Below are 17,668 nucleotides of genomic sequence, written 5' to 3'. Positions count from 1 at the left end.
AATTTGTATATTGTAACTATAATCTTATGAATAAATTTTTAAAAGAATTTAAAGATAGAGGTTTTTTCTATCAATGTACTAATGAAACTGAGTTATCTGATTTAATGGATAAAGAGAAGATTAAGGGTTACATTGGTTTTGATTGTACCGCTGAAAGTTTGCATGTGGGTAGTTTATTACAAATAATGTGTCTTAGATTACTTCAAAAAAATGGCCATAGACCAATTGTATTACTTGGTGGAGGTACAACAAGAATAGGTGATCCATCAGGAAAAGATAAAACCAGAAAAATTTTAGATGAAGATGAGATTGAAAAAAATATTGAAAATATTCAAAATATTTTAAAAAAATTTTTAGATAATGATAATTCGGATACAAAACCAATTTTTGTAAATAACTATACTTGGCTCAAAGATTTAAATTATATTTCCTTTTTACGTGATATCGGAAAACATTTTACAATAAATAAAATGTTAACTTTTGATAGTGTAAAAACAAGATTAGAAAGAGAGCAATCATTAAGTTATATGGAATTTAACTACATGATATTACAAGCTTACGATTTTTTAGAATTAAATAAAAATGAAAATTGTGCTTTACAAATTGGTGGATCTGATCAATGGGGTAATATTGTTAATGGTGTAGACCTTATAAAAAAGTATTCTAACAAACAAGGATTTGGATTAACAACACCTTTAATTACATTAGCATCAGGTGCTAAAATGGGTAAAACAGAAAATGGAGCAATTTGGTTAGATGAAAAATATTTGCCCGCATATGACTACTGGCAATTTTGGAGAAATACAGATGATAGAGATGTAGTAAAATTTTTAAAATTTTTTACAGATTTAGAGATTGCAGAAATTAATAAAGTTAAAGAAAAAGATATTAATGAATTGAAAACTTTATTAGCAAATGAAGCAACTACAATGTTGCATGGTCAAAAAGCTGCAAAAGAGTCAGAACAAGCTGCTAGAGAAGCATTTTCAGGAAATTCACTTGGATCAAATTCACCATCAATTAAAATTAGTAAAGAGGATTTTGAAAAAAAACTTGGTATTATAGATTTAGTAATTTTATCTAAATTAGAAAATTCTAAGAGTGAAATTCGAAGATTAATTAAAGGCAATGCAATTAAAATTAATGATGAAATCATTTCAGATGAAAAATTAATTATTAATCATGATTTTTTTAAGGAAGACTATCTTAAATTATCAATTGGAAAAAAAAGACACTTAAAAATTTTGATTAGTTAATTCTTTTTAATCTTTTCTAATGTTCTTGTAATAAATCTTGGTGTTAATGTTTTAATCGGATTTACTGTTGTTTTAAGATCTTTTGGTTTTCCTTTAATTTTAAAACTAACTCCAAATACTCCTTCACCTGTTTTATCACCAACTAAAATTTTACCTAAAACCGGTATTGAACTAACAGTTTTATTAATCGTCGTTGCGGGTACTAATGTTCCTCTCAAACTAACAAGTTTTTCTTCCTCTATATAACCGCTCATCAATATTGAAATAGCAGGACCAATTGCATAAAGCTCATCTATAGTCATTAAATTAGAACTATTTTTGAAATTCATTTCCATTTCATCAAATCTTATGCCTTCTCCTGTTAATAAATCTGCAATTCCTTGTAATGATGCAAGGGTTAAAAGTTTAGTTAGAACTGGAAGCTCCATGAGTTTAAAGTCATAAATCTTAAGTTTTGATTTTGAAATATTATTTATTTTTGAAGAATAAAAATCTAAATATCCATCTTCATAGCCTTTGATAAATTTATATCTCTTTACAAGAGGTTTTGCCTTTGAAGAAAATAGAGTTGTAATTTTTTCATCATTGTTTGTATTAATAGTAAATGTTAATTTTTCATTATTATCAAAAAAAGCTGAAATGTTTGCCTGATGAATTTTATTGTTTTCAATGTAGAAATTTCCTTTTAAATCACTAATTATATTCTCATTATCTAAATACACATCTTTTAAATTGAGAGTGAAATTAATATTGTTTTTAAAAATCCTAGCATGTTTATCATCTTTACTTTTCAGTAAATCTGAAATTAAGCTATTAGCATTAAACAATGTTCCATTTAATTCATAATTATTTTTTTGTTTTCTTTTAATTAAAATATGATTTTTTTTATCTTCATTATCGAAATAATTAAGAGATATTTCATCAAATTTTACAATTCTATGATATTTGTCAACTAAGAGGTTATTCATTCCAAGTTTATCATTTTTTGTTGTGATTAATAATTTATCAATAGATAAATCATTTTTTCTTATATGATTTCCAGAAACTTCTAATTGTAATTTTGACTTTCCATCATTGCTAAAATTTATTCGTTCAACTTCAAATTGAGTTTTGCTTATGATAAATTTTGTATCAAAATTTACTTTGTCTCCAGATTGAGAAATAGAATAATCAATGTCATCATACTCTTTTTCTAGTTGAATTTTTCCTGATCCAATCAGTGATAAACTATTGTCTTTAAATTTAATATTAATTTGATGATCTTTTAAATTTAAAACTTCATTAATTTTTGGGAAAAATGTTTTTAAATTTTTTTGACTTTTTATATTTAATCCACTTAATTTAATATTTGAGTCTATATTTACTTTGTCTCCAGATTGAGAAATAGAATAATCAATGTCATCATACTCTTTTTCTAGTTGAATTTTTCCTGATCCAATCAGTGATAAACTATTGTCTTTAAATTTAATATTAATTTGATGATCTTTTAAATTTAAAACTTCATTAATTTTTGGGAAAAATGTTTTTAAATTTTTTTGACTTTTTATATTTAATCCACTTAATTTAATATTTGAGTCTATATTTACTTTGTCTCCAGATTGAGAAATAGAATAATCAATGTCATCATACTCTTTTTCTAGTTGAATTTTTCCTGATCCAATCAGTGATAAACTATTGTCTTTGAATGTAGCTTTTATCTTATGTTTTCTTAAATTTATTACATTTTTTACTTCAGTTAAATATTTACTTAGCAGTTTTGGTTTTTCATACTCTGCTTTATCAAGTGATATTTCTGAATTTACAAATAAATTTTCATAATTAAATTTATTATCAATAATAAAAGAAAATTTATTTTTTGAGGAAATCTCTGCATTGTTAAAATTGATATCATGATTACTTAATCTCAGTAGATTAAGAAATTTATTATTCAGCTTAGAATTATTATTTTCAATATCACCGCTTATAAAAAATTTATCCTGTTTTCTTTTTATTTTTAGATTATTAGAAAATAAATCAATCTTATTTGTTGTAAAACTTATATCGCTCAAATCAAAATTATCATTTTCAATATTAAGTAAAAAATTTATATTCTTAATATTAAAATCATTTAACAAATTTATTTTTCCATCTTTTAACAATCCTTTAACTTTATAATCTTTTTTTATTTTTCCATTTTCATCAAAATTTACCTCTAAATCTATAATAGCAAATCCTTTATCAATCGCTTTTTCTAAAAAAAACAATTCTGTTTTATTTGTTGTCGCCCTTAAAAATCCAACAAGATCCTTCAATAATATTGATTTAGTTGAAATAATTAAATTAGAAGAAACAATTTTATTTTTTATTAATGAGTTTATTGAGATTTGTGTTTTAATAGACTCAAGTTCTATATTTCTTTTTTTATATATTACTTTTGCGCCTATTGTTTTTGCATTAAACTTAAAATTTAAAGGATCGAGTGTTAATTTAATTTTTTTTAAATTAACGTCTAAATTGCTATTATATTTAGATAGTCTTTCTTTTATCTGGTTGTTAAATCTATCAGTTTGTATGCCGATAAAACTAAAGTAAATGATAAGTACAATAATTAGACCTAATGAAATTGAAAGATATTTTATAATATTTTTTTTCATTTAATTTGATAAAGAGATTGTTCTAAGAAACCATCAATTTCACCATCTAAAATTTTGTCGGGATTTGTACTTTCAAAATTTGTTCTATTATCCTTTACGAGTCTATATGGTTGTAAAACATATGATCTTATTTGGTGCCCCCATCCAATTTCAGATTTAGAATTTTCTGTATTTTGATTCTTTTGTTCTTTTTTTTTAATCTCATAATCATACAATCTAGCTTTTAACATATTAATACATGTTTCTTTATTTTTATGTTGAGATCTTTCATTTTGACATTGGACTACAATTTTTGAGGGAATATGAGTAATTCTCACTGCGCTATCTGTAGTGTTTACGTGTTGACCTCCTGCTCCACTAGAACGGTATGTGTCGATTCTTAAATCTTTTTCGATTATCTCAATATTTATGTTTTCATCTACTACAGGATATACCCAAATACTTGCAAAACTTGTGTGTCTTCTTGCGCCTGAGTCAAATGGAGAGATTCTAACTAATCTGTGAATACCTGACTCTTTTTTAAGCCATCCAAATACGTAATCTCCCTCTATTTTTATAGTTGATGATTTTATTCCTGCTTCATCTCCTTTATGTTCACTAATTAAATTTGATTTGAAATTTTTTTGATCAGCCCATTTTAAATACATTCTTCTTAACATTTCAGCCCAATCTTGGCTTTCTGTACCTCCGGCACCTGCGTGAATTTCTATGTAACAATCAAGAGAGTCTGTCTCATTAGATAAAAAGCATTTAATTTCATTCGTTTTAACTAAATCTCTAAGATCTTTTATATTTTGTAATATTTCTTTTTGAACAGCCTGATTTTCTTCTTCTGCAGCTAATTCACTTATATCATTTAAATCAATTAGTTTTTCAATAGAAGCTTTGTGTATATTCAACAAATCCTCATATAATTTTTTTTCTTTAATAATATTTTTAGAATTATTTTTGTCTTGCCAAAAATTGGCCTCTAACATTTTATTGTTTAATTTTTCAAGCTTTATATTAATATCATTTTGCTCAAAGATACTCCTTAACTCTTTGATTTATCTTTTCTATTTCTTTTTTATAATCTTGATATTTAATATCCATTAATAAAACTTTAATATATTATTTGTATCTAATCTATTATTATTTGAATATAGCACTTTTCCATCAACTACATTTTGTTTCTTATAAACTTCAATTATAGTATTTTTTGATGTAAATTTTGCTTTTTGTCCTGTATTTGGATCGACAACCATCATAATGGTACCATCCGCAGCTTTAAATGGTCTTGCATCAGATTTTTTTACTGACTTTTCGATAAACTCTTTAAAGATTGGTAATGCTGTTTTTGAACCTGTTTCATATTTTCCTAAAGATGTGGGATTGTCTGATCCAACATAAACTCCAATTAATAAATTAGATGTAAATCCAATAAACCAAGTATCTGTATTTTTATTTGTTGTTCCAGTTTTGCCAGCAATATTTAAATTAAGATCTCTTATTTTTTTTGCAGTTCCTCTTTGAACAACTCCTTCAAGTATAGAAGTCATTTGATAAGCTGTTTGAGGAGAAAATATCTCTTTATAACTATCTTCAATAATTGGAAAATCTTTTCCTAAGTAGGAAATTTTATCACAATTGATACATTTTCTTTTTTCATTATTAAAAATAGTTATTCCTTCACTGTCTTGAATTCTGTCTATAAGTATTGGATTAACAAGTTTACCTCCGTTAACAAAAACAGAATAAGCAGAAGTTAATTTTAATAAAGTTGTTTCAGCTGACCCAAGAGAAATTGATAAAAGTTTTTCTGGATTGTCATAAATACCCAAATCTTTTGATAAATCTATAATTTTTGAAAGACCTAAGTTCTGAGCAATTCTAACTGTCATTAAATTTCTAGATTTTTCCAAACCAACTCTTAATGTCGAAGGACCATAAAATTTTTTACCATAATTTTCAGGTTTCCACATTTTTAGATCATCTCCCTGATCAAGAACAATTGGAGCATCTAAAATTAGTGATGTTGGTGTATAATTGTTTTCTAAAGCAAGCGCGTAAACAAATGGCTTAAATGCTGATCCTGGCTGTCTTAAAGCTTGTGAAGCTCTATTAAATTCACTTTTTTTAAAACTAAAACCACCGCTTAAAGCTAAAACTCTACCTGTATAAGGATCCATAACAACAATACCTCCGTTAATTTTTGGTAGTTGTTTTAAACTATAAGTATTTTCATTAATTCTTTTTACATAAACTATATCACCTTTTTTTAATAATTTTTTAAATTCTTTTTTGGTCCAAGAAATATCTTTAAATTTTATTTTTCCATCTAGTTTATCTTCTGTTTCAATTTCGGCAGAAAATTTATTTAATTTTTTTATAATTGCCAGTTTCCAATTTAAAGATCTTTCTAAAGTAAATTTTTCTAAATCTGCATTCCAATTATTTGAATATTTTTTATTTGTTAATGGTCCTCTCCAACCTTTTCGTTTGTCAAAAGTAATAAGTCCATTCCGTAATGATTCTGTTGCAATTTTTTGAAATTCTAAATTAATAGGTGTGTTTATGTTAAAGCCTTGATTGTAAACTTTATCATAAGTAAGAGTATTAATAACTTTTTTTCTTACATCTTCAATGTAGTATTGTGCATCCTCTAAAAAAACTTTTTTTGATTTATTTAGTTTAATTTTTTTATTTTTAAGATCTTTGTAAAGTTTTTGGTTTATATATTTATTTTCTAATAAATTTTTTAAAACCAAATCCCTTCTAAATTTAGCTAACTCAATATTTCGATAAGGGTTATATTTACTAGGAGCTTTTGGAAGAGCTGCTAGTAAAGCTGCCTCAGCATAATCTAAATTTTTAATAGATTTGTCAAAATATCTCAAACTTGCAGCAGCAACTCCATAGGCTCCACTACCAAGATAAATTTGATTTAGATATAATTCTAAAATTCTTTCTTTTGATAAGGCTCTTTCTATTCTAAATGCCAAGATTGCCTCTTTAATTTTTCTATTAAGACTTACTTCATTAGTTAACAAGAAGTTCTTTGCCACTTGTTGAGTTATTGTTGAGGCGCCCTCAAGTCTTTGAGATGAAATAATATTTGATATATTGTTTATCACAGCCCTTAATACTCCTTTTGCATCCACACCAGGATGTGAAAAAAAATTTTTATCTTCAGCTGACAAAAATGCATGAACAACATTTTTTGGAATTGAATTATATGGAATAAAAATTCTTTTTTCTTTTGAAAAATCGGCAACTAACTCTCCATTACCAGAGTATACTTTGCTTGAAACAGGTGGTTTGTAATTTTTAAGGAATTTGTAGTCAGGTATATTGTTAGAAAAATTCCATAAAACGCTAAAAAGTAAAATTCCAAGTAACAGAAGAAAAGATAGTGAAATTAACAGTATATTCTTAAATAATTTATTCATTTTGATATCATTATATCCTGGAATTTGTTAAAGATAAGGCACGTAAATTATACAAAATTTTATAAACAACAAATTATCTAATGAAACAATCAATCAAATTATTATGGAAAAAAATTTATATATCGATGCATCGCATCCAAATGAAACTAGAGTTGTTCTTAAATCCGATGACAATATTGAAGATTACGAATACGAAGGTTTAAAAAATAACCTAATAAAAAATAATATTTATTTAGGAAAAGTTAGTAGAATAGAACCATCACTACAAGCTGCGTTTATTGATTTTGGTAGAGAAAGACATGGTTTTTTATCATTTAATGATATTCAGTCAGATTATTATCAAATACCAAAAGCTGACTTAGAAAAAATCAAGGAAGAGGAGGAAAAAGCAAGAGAAGAGCTTTCTAGAGAAGTTCAAGCAAAAGAAGAAGAAAATATTGCTGAAGGAAAACTTGAAGAAAATGATCCTATAGATGTAGAAAAAGAAATTTCTGAGGAAAAAGATGATGAAATAGACCAAAAAAATAATGCCATTGAAGAAAAAGAACAAAAGAAAGAAAATAAATTTAGATTTAAAAGATATAAGATACAAGAAGTCATAAAACCTAATCAGGTTATTCTTGTTCAGGTAATTAAAGATGAAAGAGGACAAAAAGGTGCTGCATTAAGCACATTCATATCAATTGCTGGAAAATATATTGTCTTAATGCCCAATACTCCAAAAGGTGGAGGAATATCTAGAAAAATATTTAATCCATCAGACAGAAAAAAAATTCGAACTATTTTAAATGAAATTGAGATACCAAAAGAGATGGGTCTAATTGTAAGAACTGCAGGTAGCAATAAAACTAAAAATGAAATTAATAATGATCTAGACACACTTATAAAGACATGGAGCCAGATAAAAGATAATGCAATAAATTCTATAGCTCCGTCACTTATACATCAAGAAAGTGAAATTATTAAAAGAACATTAAGAGATATGTATGATGACAATACACAAAATATTATTGTTGAAGGAAATGAAGGATATAAAAAAGCTCAGGCTTTCATGAAAATGATTATGCCATCTCATGTTAAAAAAGTTAAGAAATATAGAGGTAAAGTTCCATTGTTTATAAATCAGAATATAGAACAAAAATTAAATCAAATATTTGACTCAGAAATAAAACTTAAATCAGGAGGATATTTAGTAATTAATCCAACTGAAGCTTTAGTTTCAATTGATATCAATTCAGGTAGCTCAATCAAAGGAAAAAATGTTGAAAGTACGGCTTTGGATACAAATATTGAAGCAGCAAAAGAAATTGCTAGGCAAATAAAAATAAGAGATTTATCAGGATTAATCATTATCGATTTTATTGACATGTTAAGCTACGCAAACAGAAGATTGGTTGAAAGAAAACTTAAAGAAAAATGTAGAACTGATAGAGCAAGAATTCAGATTGGAAGAATAAGTAATTTTGGACTACTAGAAATGTCCAGACAGAGACTTAGAGAAAGTGCAATTAAATGGAAAGTAACTTTAACAGATGAATCATTTGCTCAAAAATTGCTCAAAACTGTTGAATTAAAAGCAGTAATTAACAAAGCAAAATTTGTTGAACTAAGAGTTTGTGAAAAAATTTCTGACTTTTTAAAAGAAAACTTTGTTGATGACTTAACGTATTTTGAGAAGAAAAATAAAATGACTATTGATATTGTCAGTGATTCATCTCTTATTATTCCTGAATACATCATTAATATTCAAAATAAGTCAAAAAAAACTATAGAGCTAATTGAACATTATGAAAAACTAAAAAATCTGGAAATACAATTAAAAGAAGAAAAAACTACTGAAAAAAAAGAAAATAAAAAATTTTCAAATAAACCATTTAAAAAGAAACCTTACTTTAAAAAAAAATATACTAAAAAATCAGCTACTATTTGATTATACCAGTTTTTGGAGAAGAAGCATTTCCATACAAATATTTATCAATTCGTCCAGCTAAGTAAGATTGTCGACCTGAAATTACAGCGTTTTTAAATGCAAGAGCCATGTCAAATGGTTTTTTTGCTTTAGCTATTGCTGTATTAACCAAAACTCCATCACAACCTAACTCCATAGCAATGGTTGCATCAGATGCTTGACCTAAGCCAGCATCTATAATTAAAGGTAACTTGGTTTGATTTCTAATAATCTTAATATTTGTTTTATTTTGAATACCTAAGCCCGATCCGATTGGTGCAGCTAAAGGCATTATTGCATCGGCTCCAGAATTTTCTAATCGTTTAGCCATTAAAGGATCATCATTACAGTAAACCATAACTTTAAATCCTTCTTTAGCTAAAACTTCTGTAGATTTCAAAGTTTCTATCATATCAGGAAATAAATTTTGCTTATCTCCAAGAACCTCTAATTTAACTAACTTCCAGCCTCCTATTTCTCTAGCAAGTCTCAAAGTTCTTAATGCCTCTTTTGAAGTAAAGCATCCTGCTGTATTTGGTAAATATGTTATTTTTTTTGGATCAATGTAATCCATCAGAAGAGGTTTATTTTTATCAGTTATGTTAACTCTTCTAACTGCAACAGTTACAATTTCAGCCCCAGAAAGTTTAATAGCTTTTGCACATTCAGACATACTTTTGTACTTGCCAGTTCCAACAATTAACCGAGAACTAAATTTTTTTTTTGCAATTATTAATTTTTCAGTTTTCACTTATCCACCTCCAATAAAATGAACTATTTCAATTTTGTCATTTTTTTTTAGAATAATTCTATTAATTTTTTTTTTATCTATTATTTCCTGATTATATTCAATTGCTACTTTTTTTATTGGAATATTAAGATTTTTAACTAAGTCTGATATACTATGTTTTACTGGAATAGATTTAACTTTACCATTTACTCTAATTTGTATTTTTTTTATTTTTTGCATCGTATATAAGTGTTGAATGAATAATAAAATAATTATTATTAATGGACCAAATATTAATCTATTAGGTGAAAGAGAACAATCACAATATGGATCAACGACTTTTAAAGAATTGGAGGAAAATTGTATAAAAAAATCTAATGAGATTGGAATTGAATTAAAATTCACTCAATCAAATATTGAAGGTGAGTTAGTTAGTTTGATTCAAAATGCCAGAAATGAATATGATGGAATGATAATAAATGCAGCAGGATTTACGCATACATCAGTTGCTATTAGAGACGCACTTGATTTATTTAAAAAACCAATAATTGAACTACATATTTCAAATATATATAAAAGAGAAGAATTCAGACAAAAGTCATTGATAAGCGATATAGTAACAGGAGGAATTTTTGGTTTAGGGACTGAAGGCTATATTTTAGCCATAATTTCATTACAAAAGATCTTACAAAAATGAAAATAGATAAAAGTATTATTAAAGAATTAAGTGACTACTTAGATGAATTTAATCTTACTGAAATAGAAATTACAGAAAAAGATACTAAAATCAAAGTTTCAAAAAATAATGTATCTAGCAATAATCAACCAGTAACAGCTTCTGTTTCTCCAGCTATAAAAAATGAAATTGTTAATAGTGAATCTAATATAAATTCTGGAACTGAAATCACATCACCAATCATAGGGACTGCATATCATGCACCAGAACCTGGTGCTAAGAAATTTGTTGAAGTTGGAAAAAAAATTAAAAAAGGTGATACCATAATGATTGTTGAAGCTATGAAAACAATGAATCACGTTCCTTCAACAGCTGATGGAATAGTTAAAGAAATTTGTGTTGAAGATGGTCATCCTGTTGAATTTGGCCAAACAATTATCATTTTAGAATAAATAATGTTTAAAAAAATTTTAATTGCAAACCGTGGGGAGATTGCAGTTAGAATAATTAGAGCATGTAAAGAATGGGGAATTCCTACAGTCGCTGTACACTCTGATGTTGATAGAGACAGTATGCATGTTCGAATGGCTGATGAAAGTGTATGCATAGGATCGCATCAACCAACGAATAGCTATTTAAATATTCCAAACTTAATGTCAGCAATAGAGCTTACTAACTCGGATGCTGTTCATCCAGGTTATGGATTTCTATCTGAAAATTCTAATTTTGCTAAAATTCTTGAAGATAACAAAATAGGTTTTATTGGCGCCTCATCTAAGCATATAGAAATGATGGGTGACAAAATACAAGCAAAAAGAATTGCAAAAGAGAATGGACTACCAGTAATTGAAGGTTCAGAGGGTGGTGTGACTGACATTGCTCAAGCTAAAGAATTATGTAAAAAAATTGGTTTTCCAGTTTTAATTAAAGCTTCAGGTGGTGGCGGTGGAAAAGGTATGAAAATTGTTCATAGAGAAGAAGAGTTTGAAAATTTATTTTCAACTGCAAAATCTGAGGCTCAAAAATATTTTGGTAATGACGAAGTTTATATTGAAAAGTTTTTTCAAAACCCAAGACATATTGAGGTTCAAATCTTGGCAGGTAAAAATAACGTCGTTCATTTACATGAAAGAGATTGTTCTGTTCAAAGAAGACATCAAAAGTTAATTGAAGAAACACCAAGTCCAGTTCTAAATGATGAAATTAGAAAAGATTTATTTGATAGAACGGTACAAATGGTAAGTAAGATTGGTTATATGGGGGCAGGAACCGTAGAGTTTATTTATGAAGATGGAAAATTTTACTTTTTGGAGATGAACACAAGAGTTCAGGTTGAACACCCTGTAACAGAGATGGTTACAGGTATTGATATTATTAAAGAACAAATTTGGATTGCCTTTTCTGGAGAAACAGCTCTTAAACAAGATGATATAAAGCCTAGAGGTCACGCAATTGAATGTAGAATTAATGCAGAAGATGCAAGTAAAAATTTTCAGCCATCTCCAGGAGTTATTAGCATGTGTCATCAACCATCTGGTTTTAGAACAAGAGTAGATGGAGCTATATTTCAAGGATATAAAGTTACACCTTATTATGACAGTATGGTCTGTAAATTGATTTGTCATGGAAGAAATAGAACAGAGGCTATTCAAAGAATGAATAGATCTTTAGATGAGTTTGTCATTGAAGGAATTACTACAACTATTCCACTACATAAAAAGTTACTAAGTCATAAAAAATTTATTAACTCAGATTTTAATGTAAGCTGGCTTGATAATGATACAATTGTTTAATAACAATTCACAAGCCAAACATCATATACGGGGTGATCAAATGGAGTTATCGAAGGACTTGAGGAGAACATCCATCCATTAAACACAAACACTTCATCTTTATCTTGATCTGTTAAATCTTTTACCTGGATATATGCAGTAATTTCTGGATTATCATCAAATTCTGAATTTTTACATTTTAAACTTTTTATGGATAAGTCTTTAAATTTTACTAATTCACCATTCTTTAATTGGATTAAAGTATTTTTAGAGCTTATTTTGTCTAAAATTTTTAGATCAGTAAAAACACCTTCTGTATTATTTTTTGCAAAAGAAAAGTTACACAAAAAAAGATAGATAAATAAAATAAAATAAAATAAATTTAATTTACTCTTTCCAACTAGAATATTTCTTTTTAATGGCATTTTTGCTTTTATTTGGATAATAGGCCTCTTCTGTTCCAGTTAAATTTGATTGGTGAGGTTTTTGCCAGTCATATTTTTCTAGATTATGTGTTCTTTCGATTTTATTAGGAGTAAAATGCATCCAAGAATACCATTCAACTGGAATTTTTGATGCGTCAATAGAGTCAGCATAAATTACCCATCTTTTTCCATTTTTGCTTTCATAGTATTTGTTGCCTAGCTCGTCATCGCCAACAAATTTTCCAAAAAAAATAGTTTTTAATCTTGTTCCAAACGTATCTTGATTCCACCAAGTGAAAATTTTTTTTAAAAGCGTCAACATAAAATATTTTTTTTATTCAATTAAAAATTGTAAAATTTAAATTAGACTAAAATGTGATTTTGTATATAAATAAATTGTCTGATTCATAAGTTCAATAAATTTAAAATGAGGAAAAATGGCAAAATATTTAGTTGAGACATATTATACGTGTACATTTAAAGTTAATCATTACTTAGATGATATTAATGAAACTGAGTTAAAAAACTTAGAAAAAAGAGATGATGGAAAATTTGAAGTTTTGGATGTTAAATTAGATAATCGTAAAACTAAAAGCCTTGATCCAAACAATAATAAAGTTATTGAAAACAAAAAAGTTGAAGTAGTAGCTAATGTAAACCAATCAACTCAACAGAACAAAGATAATATAATTGCGACTTTAAATAAAAATTCAGAGCGAGGTGGTAAAAGATTTGGAATGCCCGATAGAAGAAAAGGCTACATACAAAAAGCAACAATTGGAGATCATAAAGTTTATCTTCATACGGGTGAATATGAGGATGGAAAAATAGGCGAAATCTTTATTGATACAAGCAAAGAAGGAGAATTGGTTAAAGCTTTAATGAATAATTTTGCAATCGCTGTGTCTCTAGGTCTTCAATATGGTGTTCCTCTTGATGAATTCATTAGCGCTTTTGTTGGAACAAAATTTGAACCCTCAGGAAAAGTCCATGGAAATGATCGAATTTTAAGCGCTAGTTCAATTTTAGATTATATTTTTAGAGAACTAGCTATTTCATACCAAAATAGAGAAGATTTAGCTCACACTCCTTCAATTGGTGGTAATGACGCTAATTCCGTAGATGAACAAGGATCTGAAGATCAAAATCAATTATTAAAAATTGTGAAAGATATCACTAGCAAAGGTTTTGTAAGAAATAATTACAAAAAAAATCTTGTAGATCTCTCTGATGTGAAAATAAATTTGAAGGGAAAAAAATAGTTTTTATTTTTTGATTTTTAAAGCAAGATTTAGTTCTTTCAGCTGTTCTTCATTAACCTCAGATGGAGCTTTCATCATCAAATCTTGAGCGTTTTGATTCATTGGAAACATGGTAACCTCTCTAATATTTTTTTCATTAGCTAATAACATCACAATTCTATCAATACCAGGTGCGATACCTCCGTGTGGGGGTGCGCCAAAACTTAAGGCATTTATCATACCGCTAAATTTTTCATCAACTTGTTTTTTATCATATCCAGCAATTGAAAATAGCCTATACATAAGCTCTGGTTTATGATTTCTTATTGCTCCAGATGACAACTCTATTCCATTACAAACAATATCATACTGATAGGCCAATATGTTTAAAGGATCTTCTAGTTGTTTGTCAGTTAAATCACCTTGAGGCATAGAAAAAGGATTATGACTAAATCCAATCTTATTTGTTTTTTCGTCTCTTTCAAACATCGGATAATCAACTATCCAACAAAAAGCGAAAATATTATCATTTATTAAATCTAGGTCTTGTGCAATTTTATCTCTAGCTAGTGCAGTAATTTTTTCCAGTTCATTTAGTTTTCCACAGGCCATAAAAATACTGTCCCCTACTTCAGAATTTGTTTTTTTCATTATTTCTAATAATGCTTCTTTAGAAAAAAATTTACCTATAGGTCCCTTAGCTGAAAGCTCTCCATCATCTTCAAAAGTAAAGTATGCTAATCCTGAAGCACCTTGCTCTTTGGCCCATTTATCAATATTATCAAAAAAACTTCTTGGTTTATCTTTGGTATTTTTTGTCGAAATACATCTTACTTTAGAGCCAGATTTTGTAAGTTTCTTGAAAATTTCAAATGATACATCCTCACGTGAAAATACTTCTGTAATATCATTTATGACTAAAGGGTTTCTTAAATCTGGTTTATCACTTCCATATTTCAACATTGCATCAGCATATGAAATTTTTGGAAATTGATCATACATCAATTTTTTATCAGAAAATTTTTTAAAGGTATTAACTAATAATTTTTCAACTACATTAAAAACATCTTCTTGTTCAACAAAAGACATTTCTAGATCTAATTGATAAAATTCACCTGGACTTCTATCAGCTCTCGCATCTTCATCTCTAAAGCACGGAGCTATTTGAAAATATTTATCAAAACCAGATACCATAATTAATTGTTTAAACTGTTGAGGAGCTTGTGGCAGTGCATAAAATTTTCCAGGATTTAATCTACTAGGAACAAGAAAATCTCTTGCTCCCTCTGGACTTGAAGAGGTTAATATAGGAGTTTGGAATTCCAAAAAACCTGCACTTGTCATTTCATTTCGTATAAATGAAATTACTTTAGATCTTAAAATTATGTTTTCATGAATTTTTTTTCTTCTTAAATCTAAAAATCTATATTTTAATCTTATTTCTTCAGCATACTCTTGGTCACTGAAAACAGGCATTGGTAATTCTTTGCAAGTTCCTAATACCTCAAAATTATTTATTACAACTTCAATATCACCTGTTTCGATATCCTTATTGACAGTTTCACTTGAACGCTCAACAACCTTTCCGTCAATTTTTACGACTGTTTCTAGTTGAGTTTTTTCTAATTCTAAAAAATTTTTATTTTCTTTATCAATGATACATTGAGTAATTCCATAATTATCACGAAGATCAATAAATAATATATTCCCATGATCTCTTTTTTTATTTATCCATCCAGATATAGAAATCTCTTTATCTAAATCTTGTTTTCTAAGTTCGTTGCATTTATGTGTTCTATACTTGCTCAATTATTCTCCCAAAACTTCTTTAATAATTTTAAAATCTATAGATTTTTTTCTTTTTAAACTTATTTCGTCGATTTTATATATGAAATCAAAAATTTTGCTATACGATCTATCAATTCTTTTAATTATATAGTCTATCAGTTTCTTATCTATAGATATTTGCCTGTCTGATAGATTTTTTAATATTAGTACAAACATTAGTTCATCATCAGGCCTCTCAATATAAGATAAAAGAAAATTTTTAGAACGTGAATTTAAATCATTTAATTTAAATGATATTTCAACAATAGATTTTACAGAAGTCACAATTAAAAATTTATTATCTTGATCAATAATATTTAATAAAGTGAAAAATAAATTTTCTTCTATATTGTTATCAAGATTTTCAATAATAATATTTTCATAAATTTTTATGTCTTTTAAAAACTGATTACTTATCTCACTTGCATTTATTTTTATTCCTTTAAATTTTTTTAAAAAAATATTAACTAAGTGAGATTTTCCTGAAAACTTTTCTCCAATTAGATTTAAAAAATTTTTTTCCCATTTTGGCCAACTACTTAATAATTTAAAAGAATATTCATTACTTTTTGATACATAAAAATCTTGATCTTTAAAATTTTGTTCATGATCAAATTTGATAATCAATTGATTGAAGTTTTTCATTTTAAAACCCATACTCGATCTTGAATATCAAATTCATAATTTTTATTTTTCATAACATTTAAAAAATGATCAGGTGAACCATTAAATATTACCTTATATATGTTGTTTTTATTATTGAATTTAAAAATATAAAAATCATAAATTAAATCTAAATTACTCAAAATTTTTTCAAATTGAGAAATTTTTGAATTATCATCATTATCAATTGAAATTGTTAAAGTTAACTTAATTGAAGTATTAATTTCATTTTTAGATTTCCAATAATTTTCATAAATATCTTTTGAATATTCAATAAATTCTTGAAATTCTTTTTCATTTTTTAGACTTAGATTTGGAAAATCAAGATTTTTTAAATCTATCTTATTATTAAAATTTATTTTGTTTAAAACTCTAATTCCATTATCATTTTTAAAGACGATCATTATGATATAATCTTCTAAGTTATATTTTTTAACTATTTGATTAAAATCATATTTATCTATATTTCTTGAATTATTTTTTATTGAATTGAAATCCTCTAAGTCTTCTGATGGTAAAATAAAGTTTAATAAGTGATATTTTTTAGTATTCAAATTCCAATTATTAAATAAATAGCTTTCAGAAAATATTAAAATTTCATTTTTATTTTTATCTAATATAATTGGTATAAATAGCACATCCTTTTTTATCGGTAAGGATGGAAATATATTTTTACTTTCTAATAAATTAAATACTCTTTTTTTGTTAAAGGATACATTTAAAGATAAATAATATACTTCATTAATAAATTTTTCTTCTTTAATAGAAAAAGTTTCAATCATACCTTTAATTGAGCTTAAAGAAGTTTGTTGAAGTTTTTTTTGATCCTTTGTTTGGACAATAGATAAAACTAATTCATTAAATGCCTCTAAAAACCCTTCATCAATTATTTGATTTTTATTAAAATTTATCTCAAATGGAGTGGAAATCTCTATATCATTGATAGAAAAGCTTTTGGCATTAACATTAGTTGTGGAAAAAAAAATATTTAATAAAGCAAGAAAACAAAAATAAATATATAGTTTACTGAAAGTTAAATATTTTAAATTAAATTTCATAAAACATATTA

Annotated in this window: 16 protein-coding genes; 6 read left to right on the top strand and 10 right to left on the bottom strand. The window is 26.5% G+C overall.

Features of this window, described 5'->3' with window-relative positions:
- The first annotated feature begins 26 nt into the window (after positions 1-26).
- A complete protein-coding gene (gene tyrS, locus PB7211_RS03325; protein WP_008545808.1) occupies positions 27-1,256 on the top strand; it encodes a tyrosine--tRNA ligase in 1,230 nt (409 codons plus the stop codon).
- Here the strand turns inward: tyrS and PB7211_RS03320 are convergent.
- The 3 genes from PB7211_RS03320 to PB7211_RS03310 are packed head-to-tail and all read right to left on the bottom strand — an operon-like array spanning position 1,253 to position 7,317.
- The gene (locus PB7211_RS03320; RefSeq protein WP_008544283.1) at positions 1,253-3,889 is read right to left on the bottom strand and encodes a hypothetical protein; all 2,637 of its coding nucleotides are present in this window, start codon (positions 3,887-3,889) and stop codon (positions 1,253-1,255) included. The genes tyrS and PB7211_RS03320 overlap by 4 nt on opposite strands.
- Positions 3,886-4,935, bottom strand: coding sequence for a peptide chain release factor 2 (prfB, locus tag PB7211_RS03315; protein ID WP_083780104.1), 1,050 nt, complete (start codon positions 4,933-4,935; stop codon positions 3,886-3,888). Before prfB ends, PB7211_RS03320 begins: the two co-directional genes overlap by 4 nt.
- A 45-nt stretch (positions 4,936-4,980) precedes the next feature.
- Positions 4,981-7,317: a penicillin-binding protein 1A gene (locus tag PB7211_RS03310; RefSeq protein ID WP_008545609.1), complete on the bottom strand. Its 2,337-nt coding sequence runs from the start codon at positions 7,315-7,317 to the stop codon at positions 4,981-4,983.
- Positions 7,318-7,420: 103 nt separating this feature from the next.
- Between PB7211_RS03310 and PB7211_RS03305 the strand changes: the two genes are divergently transcribed.
- Positions 7,421-9,247 (top strand): Rne/Rng family ribonuclease, encoded by a 1,827-nt coding sequence (locus tag PB7211_RS03305; RefSeq protein WP_008544579.1) that lies wholly within the window; start codon positions 7,421-7,423, stop codon positions 9,245-9,247.
- On the opposite strand, the gene PB7211_RS03300 is transcribed toward PB7211_RS03305, so the two are convergent.
- Entirely contained in the window at positions 9,240-10,016 is a 777-nt protein-coding gene (locus PB7211_RS03300) for a thiazole synthase (RefSeq protein ID WP_008545000.1), read from the bottom strand. The genes PB7211_RS03305 and PB7211_RS03300 overlap by 8 nt on opposite strands.
- A complete protein-coding gene (gene thiS / locus PB7211_RS03295; protein ID WP_034398929.1) occupies positions 10,017-10,235 on the bottom strand; it encodes a sulfur carrier protein ThiS in 219 nt (72 codons plus the stop codon).
- Positions 10,236-10,251: 16 nt separating this feature from the next.
- On the opposite strand from thiS, the gene aroQ reads away from it, so the two are divergent.
- Genes aroQ through accC form a run of 3 tightly spaced genes read left to right on the top strand, consistent with a single transcriptional unit; the run spans position 10,252 to position 12,464 of the window.
- Entirely contained in the window at positions 10,252-10,692 is a 441-nt protein-coding gene (gene aroQ / locus PB7211_RS03290; protein WP_008544788.1) for a type II 3-dehydroquinate dehydratase, read from the top strand.
- The gene (locus tag PB7211_RS03285; RefSeq protein WP_008545970.1) at positions 10,689-11,123 is read left to right on the top strand and encodes an acetyl-CoA carboxylase biotin carboxyl carrier protein; all 435 of its coding nucleotides are present in this window, start codon (positions 10,689-10,691) and stop codon (positions 11,121-11,123) included. The genes aroQ and PB7211_RS03285 overlap by 4 nt, the downstream gene beginning before the upstream one ends.
- 3 nt (positions 11,124-11,126) lie before the next feature.
- On the top strand, positions 11,127-12,464 hold the full coding sequence (gene accC / locus PB7211_RS03280) for an acetyl-CoA carboxylase biotin carboxylase subunit (protein ID WP_008544082.1): 1,338 nt from the start codon (positions 11,127-11,129) through the stop codon (positions 12,462-12,464).
- Here the strand turns inward: accC and PB7211_RS03275 are convergent.
- Positions 12,461-12,868, bottom strand: a complete 408-nt coding sequence (locus PB7211_RS03275; RefSeq protein WP_008545170.1) for a DUF2155 domain-containing protein — start codon at positions 12,866-12,868, stop codon at positions 12,461-12,463. The genes accC and PB7211_RS03275 overlap by 4 nt on opposite strands.
- On the bottom strand, positions 12,831-13,190 hold the full coding sequence (locus PB7211_RS03270; RefSeq protein ID WP_008544642.1) for an NADH-ubiquinone oxidoreductase subunit NDUFA12 family protein: 360 nt from the start codon (positions 13,188-13,190) through the stop codon (positions 12,831-12,833). The genes PB7211_RS03275 and PB7211_RS03270 overlap by 38 nt, the downstream gene beginning before the upstream one ends.
- 115 nt (positions 13,191-13,305) lie before the next feature.
- Here PB7211_RS03270 and PB7211_RS03265 point away from each other — a divergent pair, with 115 nt between their 5' ends.
- Entirely contained in the window at positions 13,306-14,130 is an 825-nt protein-coding gene (locus PB7211_RS03265) for a TSCPD domain-containing protein (protein ID WP_008545236.1), read from the top strand.
- Between the two features lie 3 nt (positions 14,131-14,133).
- Here the strand turns inward: PB7211_RS03265 and aspS are convergent, their stop codons facing one another.
- Genes aspS through PB7211_RS03250 form a run of 3 tightly spaced genes read right to left on the bottom strand, consistent with a single transcriptional unit; the run spans position 14,134 to position 17,657 of the window.
- Entirely contained in the window at positions 14,134-15,918 is a 1,785-nt protein-coding gene (aspS, locus tag PB7211_RS03260) for an aspartate--tRNA ligase (RefSeq protein ID WP_008544476.1), read from the bottom strand.
- A complete protein-coding gene (locus tag PB7211_RS03255) occupies positions 15,919-16,581 on the bottom strand; it encodes a DnaA ATPase domain-containing protein (protein ID WP_232208824.1) in 663 nt (220 codons plus the stop codon). It abuts the gene before it with no gap.
- Positions 16,578-17,657: a membrane protein gene (locus PB7211_RS03250; RefSeq protein ID WP_008544149.1), complete on the bottom strand. Its 1,080-nt coding sequence runs from the start codon at positions 17,655-17,657 to the stop codon at positions 16,578-16,580. The genes PB7211_RS03255 and PB7211_RS03250 overlap by 4 nt, the downstream gene beginning before the upstream one ends.
- Between the last annotated feature and the right edge of the window lie 11 nt (positions 17,658-17,668).

The organism is Candidatus Pelagibacter sp. HTCC7211 (assembly GCF_000155895.1).
In the GTDB taxonomy this organism is placed as follows: Bacteria; Pseudomonadota; Alphaproteobacteria; order Pelagibacterales; family Pelagibacteraceae; genus Pelagibacter.
Note: the sequence above shows the minus strand (reverse complement) of the source record. Positions and strands in the feature narration are given on the sequence as shown.

Excerpts from the sequence above, each read along its gene's own strand:
- tyrS (WP_008545808.1), top strand. The coding sequence starts at position 27 with ATGAATAAATTTTTAAAAGAATTTAAAGATAGAGGTTTTTTCTATCAA.
- PB7211_RS03320 (WP_008544283.1), bottom strand. The coding sequence starts at position 3,889 with ATGAAAAAAAATATTATAAAATATCTTTCAATTTCATTAGGTCTAATT.
- PB7211_RS03310 (WP_008545609.1), bottom strand. The coding sequence starts at position 7,317 with ATGAATAAATTATTTAAGAATATACTGTTAATTTCACTATCTTTTCTT.
- PB7211_RS03305 (WP_008544579.1), top strand. The coding sequence starts at position 7,421 with ATGGAAAAAAATTTATATATCGATGCATCGCATCCAAATGAAACTAGA.
- thiS (WP_034398929.1), bottom strand. The coding sequence starts at position 10,235 with ATGCAAAAAATAAAAAAAATACAAATTAGAGTAAATGGTAAAGTTAAA.
- aroQ (WP_008544788.1), top strand. The coding sequence starts at position 10,252 with ATGAATAATAAAATAATTATTATTAATGGACCAAATATTAATCTATTA.
- PB7211_RS03285 (WP_008545970.1), top strand. The coding sequence starts at position 10,689 with ATGAAAATAGATAAAAGTATTATTAAAGAATTAAGTGACTACTTAGAT.
- accC (WP_008544082.1), top strand. The coding sequence starts at position 11,127 with ATGTTTAAAAAAATTTTAATTGCAAACCGTGGGGAGATTGCAGTTAGA.
- PB7211_RS03275 (WP_008545170.1), bottom strand. The coding sequence starts at position 12,868 with ATGCCATTAAAAAGAAATATTCTAGTTGGAAAGAGTAAATTAAATTTA.
- PB7211_RS03270 (WP_008544642.1), bottom strand. The coding sequence starts at position 13,190 with ATGTTGACGCTTTTAAAAAAAATTTTCACTTGGTGGAATCAAGATACG.
- PB7211_RS03265 (WP_008545236.1), top strand. The coding sequence starts at position 13,306 with ATGGCAAAATATTTAGTTGAGACATATTATACGTGTACATTTAAAGTT.
- PB7211_RS03255 (WP_232208824.1), bottom strand. The coding sequence starts at position 16,581 with ATGAAAAACTTCAATCAATTGATTATCAAATTTGATCATGAACAAAAT.
- PB7211_RS03250 (WP_008544149.1), bottom strand. The coding sequence starts at position 17,657 with ATGAAATTTAATTTAAAATATTTAACTTTCAGTAAACTATATATTTAT.